Source organism: Arsenophonus endosymbiont of Bemisia tabaci Q2 (genome assembly GCF_902713415.1).
Taxonomy (GTDB): Bacteria; Pseudomonadota; Gammaproteobacteria; order Enterobacterales; family Enterobacteriaceae; genus Arsenophonus.
Genome location: NZ_CACTIE010000272.1, coordinates 1 through 1,807 on the forward strand (window position 1 = coordinate 1; position 1,807 = coordinate 1,807).

Annotated in this window: 3 protein-coding genes; all 3 read right to left on the minus strand. The window is 28.9% G+C overall.

The features are described 5' to 3' along the window. Nucleotides 1-600 precede the first annotated feature (600 nt). Nucleotides 601-798: a hypothetical protein gene (locus tag ARSQ2_RS11140; protein WP_181995332.1), complete on the minus strand. Its 198-nt coding sequence runs from the start codon at nucleotides 796-798 to the stop codon at nucleotides 601-603. A 460-nt stretch (nucleotides 799-1,258) separates the two neighbouring features. Continuing rightward, complete coding sequence (locus tag ARSQ2_RS11145) at nucleotides 1,259-1,495, minus strand: hypothetical protein (RefSeq protein WP_181995333.1); 237 nt, start codon at nucleotides 1,493-1,495, stop codon at nucleotides 1,259-1,261. After that, nucleotides 1,492-1,807, minus strand: a 316-nt coding sequence (locus tag ARSQ2_RS11150; RefSeq protein ID WP_181995334.1) for a hypothetical protein, incomplete at its 5' end; no start/stop codon positions are given. The genes ARSQ2_RS11145 and ARSQ2_RS11150, both read right to left, overlap by 4 nt.

Consider the following 1,807-nt stretch of genomic DNA (forward strand, 5'->3'; position numbering starts at 1 on the left):
CTCAACCCTTCTTCTTCCATCGTAAATATCACTTTACGTCTAAAATAAATTGAATAGCTCATATAAATAATGTCATCAAAATTAAGTCGCTTAGCTATATTAATTAAAGCACAGAAAATAGTTATTATTTTCTACTTTAGTATTATTTTGTTTTAACAAATCAAAAAGTAGCGTAAATTTAACTTGAATAAGACTTTTTTATATCATCAGATGATAAGTTAAAATCCATAAAGTGAAGTGTTAATGTTGATAAATCAATTTCAAAATTATATTCTTCATCAGGTTTATTTTTTCTGTTTCTTTATCGAAGCTAAAAGTTACTTTTGAGGAGTAAAGTTGTAGTTTAACTATATTTTTTGAACTTAAAATAGTATGTGTAAATAAAATTATAGTATTATCTTCATTAACTTTAGCTAAAGAGTTTTTTGATTAATTCTTTTAGTAATGAATAAATTTCTTGATATTCTTTTTGAGAAGTATATGAATAAAAATCAGTTATTTTTCAAGTAATTGTTGATAATTATCAGCTTCGTAATTGATTTTGCTGCTAGCGTATTTATCAGTGACAAAGATGTTTTTTCTTTTAGAGCAGAAATATATTCATAATATTTTTTCATTGCGTTTATTATCAGGTTTATCAGGCGCCCAACCGCTATAGTCTTTCGCTATGGTTAATAAACAAGTTACCACATGTTGTGGGTAGTCAAGTAATTTTGTCACAAGATTAACATGATTATATCGATACATATCTTTTAATAGGGATTCTTCCGTTAATACTTTTTCGATATTGTCCCCCAAGTTCAAAGCGCCACTGGTTACTAACTTTGCTTGCTGGCTAGTATCTTGATTTTAAATATTATTAATAACCTCAGATTTTTATTATAGGCTTTATTTAATAGTAAATGTAGGATTTCATTTTGTTTTTTGACATAATTCAATTTCTTTGATAATAAATATTATTAATATATTTTGTCTTATTAAGTCATAATGATGAATAATTATGATTTATCTAAACAGGGTGCACAATCATCTTTATTTCCTTTATTTGGTTTTTTTACCAGACATAACCAGCATTTTAGGTCGTTTCTTGTTTCACCAACGATCATTTTTGCCATTTATATATCCAACATATGAGTATGAAAAGTCATAACCAGGTTATTCAATTGTACACGTGATTTATATTTATCAGCTGGTGCATTTTTACCGTTTCCAGCACTTTTTCTTGCTAATTTGATATTAGAGGTATTAATATTAAAATTTAAGTCATTTTTACTTTTGAAATCAATGACTCTCTGGGTAAATGTAGTATAGTATCAGTATTTTTCAGTTCTGCGTGGGATAGTGCTGCCTTGGCCAGATCAGTTACTGATTTTTTAATTTTATTTTTATCAAATCCGGAAATTCCCTCAAATATATTAACGACCTTATCAATTAAATCATTATAATTCTCATATTGATAATTAACGTCGATAGCTCTATCTGATGAAATCATCAAAAAAGGATTCTCTCTCTCATCAGATTAGTATAAGTTGCGTAAGCATTGACATTGCCGATTAGATTGGGTTTTTTCGCATTGTATCCAGCACTCGTCATTGCCATGGTACTCATCATTGCTAGTGCATTAGCGGGTGATTTTACTAATTCTTCTGCGGTTTTATCAGGTAAAGCACCGCTACTGTTCATTTCGTAAAGAAGAACAGAAACGCCTAATTCAGCATCTTGCTGTGCGCCAATAATTTCTCCTCTAGAAGCGATAATCTTTGAATCATTATAACCTGTGAATTTTCCTGCTGGTATTCCTTTAAGC